A 5,850-nucleotide genomic window follows, 5' to 3' on the forward strand; every position below is an offset into this window, starting at 1 on the left:
CTGACTTTATTATTTCCTGTATCAATAGCAATGCCGATTTTCTCTTGACCCCACGCCAGAAACTGAATATCGATATACCGACGATGCACTTCCGGACGGTTTTCCACCGCTTCGCGTGTGGTTAAATCGATAATTTGCGCATAAATATTCTTGCCGTCGATTTCGACAACGCCCGGCTCCAGGACGTTGAAGTTGGTAGCGCGCAGAAAATCGAGCGCCTTTTCAATGGCGGCGGGCAAACGGCACGGATTGGGCTGCGCGATATGTCCAAAAATCATGACTTATCTCCTCATAACGCCTGGATTTTGGCCCACACGCTGTCATCAACAGTGATGCCGTTACGGCGGTTTTCGGCCAGCAGGGTAGTAAATTCGTGGCCGGGTAAGCGGATGGCCTGGTTTTCGTCAGCGCGTTCAGCGGTAGTAACGTAATCCATGATACGTTGCAGCTTGGCATCGCGGGTGGGACCGTCGATAAGCTTGTCCACTTCAATGGCAATAAAAATTTGTGAAATGCCGTATTCGTCGCTGTTGTCCTGGGTGACTTCGGCAACCGATGCGCCGTCGGAAAGGAGAGTAGCGATCATATCCAGCACAATCGACATGCCAGAACCTTTCCAGTAGCCCATCGGCAAAATGCGGCGATTCTTCTCGATAACGCTAGGTTCTTTGGTCAAATTGCCCTCATCATCAAAGCCACCATCGACCGGGAGCTGACGGCCTGCCAGGCGGTTAACTTCTAACATGCCGTAAGAGAACATCGACATCGACATATCGACCATGGTGATCGGCGTGGAAGGAATGGCGACGATCAGCGGGTTAGTGCCGATGCGACACTCTTTTGCGCCCCACGGCGGCATTACGGCGATGGAGTTGGTCCAGCAAATGCCAATATAGCCTTTTTCCGCCGCCTGCCAGCCGTAGCTGCCGCCGCGCATCCAGTGGTTGGCATTACGAAGTGCCACCAGACCAATACCGTGATCGGCAGCCAGTTCAATGGCGCGATCCATCATCTTTTTCGCCGTCAGGTTGCCGATCGAACGCTGGGCATCCCACTGTTCAATTGCGCCGAGGCTGGTTATACGTTTGGGTTGGGCATCAGGAATGATATCGCCGTTTTCCAGTTGTTGAATGAAACGAGGGAAACGATTAACGCCGTGAGAATAAACGCCGGATTCGGTGGTGCGGGCGAACATCTCTGCACAGGCGTCAGCCGTTTCGCTGTCAACGCCGCGTGAAATTAAGACCCGATTAAAGGCTGCTTTTAACTGCTCAAATGTCACTTTCATCCCAGGCTTCCTTGTTTTTTTGATCGCTTTTTTGGCTTAAAATTTCAATATGTGAAACTAGATTTCAAATATATCGATCACTTTTTAACAAAGCAATCTGATTGATGAATTTCAAAAGACATAAAAATCAAGTGGTTATAAATTATCTGTCGAGATCGTGAACTACGGCACACTTTGCGCTACCATCAGGACGCGACAAAATGGGGAAAGAAGTGATGGGAAAAAAAGAGAACGAGATGGCGCAGGAAAAAGAGCGTCCAGCCGGAAGCCAGAGTCTGTTTCGCGGGTTGATGCTGATTGAGATTTTGAGCAACTATCCAAACGGTTGTCCGTTGGCGCATCTTTCGGAGCTGGCTGGTTTAAATAAGAGTACCGTCCATCGCTTATTGCAGGGATTACAGTCCTGCGGCTATGTGACCACCGCGCCCGCCGCAGGGAGTTACCGCCTGACTACCAAATTTATTGCCGTCGGGCAGAAGGCGCTGTCTTCGCTGAATATCATTCATATCGCCGCTCCGCATCTTGAGGCACTGAACATCGCCACTGGTGAAACCATTAACTTCTCCAGCCGCGAAGACGATCACGCTATTTTGATTTATAAGCTGGAACCCACAACCGGGATGCTGCGAACCCGTGCCTATATTGGCCAGCATATGCCGCTCTACTGTTCCGCAATGGGCAAGATCTACATGGCGTTTGGTCACCCGGACTACGTGAAGTCATACTGGGAAAACCATCAGCATGAGATCCAGCCGTTAACCCGCAATACCATTACCGAGCTGCCCGCGATGTTCGACGAACTGGCGCACATTCGTGAAAGCGGAGCGGCGATGGACAGAGAAGAAAACGAACTCGGCGTCTCCTGTATTGCTGTTCCGGTGTTTGATATTCATGGGCGGGTGCCGTACGCCGTGTCGATTTCGCTTTCGACATCACGTTTGAAACAGGTGGGAGAGAAAAATCTCCTGAAACCACTGCGTGAAACCGCGCAGGCTATTTCTAATGAACTGGGATTTACTGTCAGGGATGACCTGGGCGCGATCACATAACGCTTTGGACAAGTGCCAAAACTTTAACATTTCCTTCGTTGGATCAAAGCAGTAGGGACGCGCTCTCTGGCACTCTGCTGTTTTAGTGCAAAGGAGTGATCATGAACCGGTTTATTATTGCGGATGCGACGAAATGTATCGGTTGCCGTACCTGTGAAGTGGCTTGCGCAGTGTCGCATCAGGAGAATCAGGATTGCGCTGCGTTGTCACCAGACGAGTTTATTTCCCGTATTCGTGTCATTAAAGACCACAGCTGGACCACGCCAGTAGCCTGTCATCAGTGTGAAGATGCACCGTGCGCGAATGTCTGCCCTGTTGACGCGATAAGCCGCGAACATGGGCATATTTTCGTTGAACAAACACGTTGCATTGGCTGTAAAAGCTGTATGCTGGCTTGCCCGTTTGGTGCGATGGAGGTCGTTTCTTCGCGCAAAAAGGCGAGGGCGATTAAGTGCGATCTGTGCTGGCATCGGGAGACGGGGCCGGCCTGTGTTGAAGCCTGCCCGACAAAGGCGTTGCAGTGCATGGATGTCGAGAAAGTGCAGCGGTATCGGCTACAGCAGCAGCCTGTTTGAAACGTTTTCCGGCGTTTCTCAACGCCGGAATAGTGCGCTTTGTTTATGCCAGATGCGGCGTAAACGCCTTATCCGGCCTACAAATTCTTCCAAATTCAATATATTGCAGAAATCATGTAGGCCTGATAAGCGTAGCGCATCAGGCAATTTTTAGTGACTTTCAGCCCAGGCTCTTTCTATCTCTTCCGCCAGAATCTTCACCCCCGCCTCAATTTTCTCCGGCTCTGGTACGTAGTTCATGCGCATACATTGATGCGTATGCGGCCACGGTTTATCCAGTCCCGGGAAGAAGTTGTGCCCCGGCACCATCAGCACGCCGCGTGCTTTCAGGCGCTGATAGAGCTGCTCGGTCGTAATGGGCAAATCCTTAAACCATAGCCAGAGGAAAATGGCTCCTTCCGGTTTATGAATCAGGCAGCGATTTTCCGGTAAATAGCGGCGAATGATGGCGATAGTTTCCTGAACACGCTGGTAGTAAAACGGTTTGATGACTGTTTCAGACAGGCGCAGCAGATCGTTACGCTTAATCATTTCACACATCATCGCCGGACCAATACCGCCAGGTGCCAGGCTGATAATGCCGTTCATATTGGTGATGGCAGTGATGATTTTTTCATTGGCGATGATAATGCCGCAGCGGGAGCCAGGCAGCCCCAGCTTGGAAAGACTCATGCACAGTACGATATTCGGATTCCATAGCGGGCGCGCTTCACTGAAGATGATACCCGGGAACGGGACGCCATAAGCGTTATCAATCACCAGCGGAATGCCGTGTTGATTCGCCAGCGCGTCAAGCTTCAGCAACTCTTCGTCAGTAATCACATTGCCTGTTGGATTCGTCGGCCGGGAGACGCAAATCATCCCGGTTTCTTCGCCAATATGCAGATGCTCAAAATCGACGTGGTATTTAAACTGGCCTTCCGGCAGCAGTTCAATATTCGGACGCGCAGAGACAAACAGATCTTCTTCCAGTCCGGCGTCAGCGTAGCCAATGTATTCCGGTGCCAGCGGGAACAGCACTTTTTTGACCCGACCATCGGCACGGCGTCCGGCAAACAGGTTAAATAAGTAGAAAAACGCGCTCTGGCTGCCGTTTGTTAGTGCAATATTCTGTGGTTCGATATCCCAACCCAACTTCTCGCGCAGCATTCCGGCAAGCAGTGTGAGTAGCTCCGTTTTCCCCTGTGGACCGTCGTAGTTACACAGTGCATCAGTCGCTTTGCCACTTTCCAGCATGTCGGTCAGTAGCGTCTGGAAGTAGTCCTGCATTTCCGGGATCTGCGCCGGATTACCGCCGCCGAGCATAATCGCGCCAGGCGTGCGTAAACCGTCGTTCAGATCTTCCATCAGCAGCGTAATGCCGGAGTGGCGGGTAAATTTGTCACCAAAAAGGGAGAATGTCATAGCGGGATATCTGTCGAACTCTGTAGCAAGGAAGGTAACAATAACGCTACATTTGCTGGGGTGCAAATCGGTCTGTTGAAGAGTGAGCGGTGCTTTATCCCGCAACGCTGATTAGGGCTGACATTTTATCCTGGTTGGCGGCTTCCCGAGGTACTGACGAACGGGAAGCCGGAAAAGTCACTGTTGCCCAGCCCAGATGACCAGCACTTTATCGTCGGCATGCTCACGAACAAAGCCGTAGCCCTGCTTCAGCGAAAGTGTCGTTTGTTTGCCCGCGCCAATTGCGGGATGGCGGGCGCGGAACTGGCTGATTTTCTGCCAGTGCGCGACGTTGGCGGCAGATTTACCGCTAACATCCTGCCAGTTCATATCCGAACGTGTACCTTGCAGCGGATCAGAACCTGTAGGACCGAACGGACGCGAGGATTCATCGCCATAAAAGATTTGTACCGCGCCTGGCGCTAATAGTAATAACTCTGCTGCTTTGTCGCCCCCTTCACGGAACAGACGGGTATCATGCGACGAGAGGTAGCTCAACACGTTGAAACCCTGCAATTTCTCCGCCATTTGCTGCCAGGTCGTATCCATCTGCGCCAGACAATCGACTGCTTTCGCCGCCTGCTCCTGATAATCGAAATTGATCATCGCATCGAAGCCGTGGCGATAGTAGTCACTTTGCATCACGCCGTGGCCCCAGGCTTCACCGGTCATCCAGAAAGGTTTGTCATCTAATGCTTTGTCGGGGTTAGTTTTTTTCCATTCGCGAAGCGCGGAGCTGGCTTCGGTTTTCAGTTGCTGCCAGGCGGGCAACTCAACATGTTTGGTGGTATCGACCCGAAAACCATCAATCCCATAGTCGCGGACCCACTGACTTAACCAGTGGGTTAAGTAATCGCGAGGTGTAAAGCCTTCGATGACTTTAGCGTGAGTATCCGTTTTGTTTTTATAGAACACCGGCAGACCAGAAGCGGTAGTTGATTCGGTTTTGATATCCGGCAAAAAGGCCAGCGACATAGTGAGATCGTCGAATCCAGGATTGTCGTAATCGCCGATATCCGTTCTGATCCAGTTTTTTCCCCACCATTTATCCCAGCCTGTTTTGTCGCTGAAATTAATGTAATCGTTAAAGCTATGCCAGGTTTGCCCGGCGGCAGGTTTCCAGTCGCTCCAGCGTTCACCCAGCGTTTTTTTCACTTCGTCACCAGAAAGATATAACGCGCCAAACTGATACTCCTGCATATCCGCCAGCGTGGCATAGCTGGTGTGGTTCATCACGACATCAAAGAGAATACGAATACCGCGCTGATGTGCGCTATCAACCAGCGTCCGTAGATCGGCTTCGTTGCCCATATTGGCATCAAGATTCGTCCAGTCCTGTGTGTAATAACCGTGGTAGGCATAATGCGGGAAATCGCCTTTTGTACCGCCGCCGACCCAGCCGTGAATTTGCTCAAATGGGGCGCTTATCCATAAAGCATTAACGCCCAACTGCTGGAGGTAATCCAGTTTGTTGGTCAGGCCGCGTAAATCGCCG

6 protein-coding genes are annotated in these 5,850 nt (G+C 51.4%); 2 read left to right on the forward strand and 4 right to left on the reverse strand.

Features of this window, described 5'->3' with window-relative positions; all coding sequences use genetic code 11:
- Window positions 1-278 (reverse strand): YhcH/YjgK/YiaL family protein (locus ACUU1M_RS18185; protein ID WP_449144724.1); only part of this gene is annotated, 278 nt, incomplete at its 3' end.
- 11 nt (window positions 279-289) lie between these two features.
- Window positions 290-1,288 (reverse strand): 3-dehydro-L-gulonate 2-dehydrogenase, encoded by a 999-nt coding sequence (gene yiaK, locus ACUU1M_RS18190; RefSeq protein WP_000869045.1) that lies wholly within the window; start codon window positions 1,286-1,288, stop codon window positions 290-292.
- Between the two features lie 200 nt (window positions 1,289-1,488).
- Here yiaK and yiaJ point away from each other — a divergent pair, with 200 nt between their 5' ends.
- Together yiaJ and ACUU1M_RS18200 are read left to right on the forward strand one after the other, a co-directional pair.
- On the forward strand, window positions 1,489-2,337 hold the full coding sequence (yiaJ, locus tag ACUU1M_RS18195; protein ID WP_000514230.1) for an IclR family transcriptional regulator YiaJ: 849 nt from the start codon (window positions 1,489-1,491) through the stop codon (window positions 2,335-2,337).
- A 101-nt stretch (window positions 2,338-2,438) separates the two neighbouring features.
- Complete coding sequence (locus ACUU1M_RS18200; RefSeq protein ID WP_001078800.1) at window positions 2,439-2,912, forward strand: 4Fe-4S dicluster domain-containing protein; 474 nt, start codon at window positions 2,439-2,441, stop codon at window positions 2,910-2,912.
- Window positions 2,913-3,062: 150 nt separating this feature from the next.
- Here ACUU1M_RS18200 and avtA read toward each other — a convergent pair whose 3' ends face one another.
- Window positions 3,063-4,316, reverse strand: coding sequence for a valine--pyruvate transaminase (avtA, locus tag ACUU1M_RS18205; protein ID WP_000144361.1), 1,254 nt, complete (start codon window positions 4,314-4,316; stop codon window positions 3,063-3,065).
- Between the two features lie 177 nt (window positions 4,317-4,493).
- A partial coding sequence (locus tag ACUU1M_RS18210) for an alpha-amylase (RefSeq protein ID WP_449144725.1) occupies window positions 4,494-5,850 on the reverse strand: 1,357 nt, incomplete at its 5' end.

This window comes from Shigella sp. SIG6, assembly GCF_053555815.1.

Excerpts from the sequence above, each read along its gene's own strand:
- yiaK (WP_000869045.1), bottom strand. The coding sequence starts at position 1,288 with ATGAAAGTGACATTTGAGCAGTTAAAAGCAGCCTTTAATCGGGTCTTA.
- avtA (WP_000144361.1), bottom strand. The coding sequence starts at position 4,316 with ATGACATTCTCCCTTTTTGGTGACAAATTTACCCGCCACTCCGGCATT.
- ACUU1M_RS18200 (WP_001078800.1), top strand. The coding sequence starts at position 2,439 with ATGAACCGGTTTATTATTGCGGATGCGACGAAATGTATCGGTTGCCGT.
- yiaJ (WP_000514230.1), top strand. The coding sequence starts at position 1,489 with ATGGGGAAAGAAGTGATGGGAAAAAAAGAGAACGAGATGGCGCAGGAA.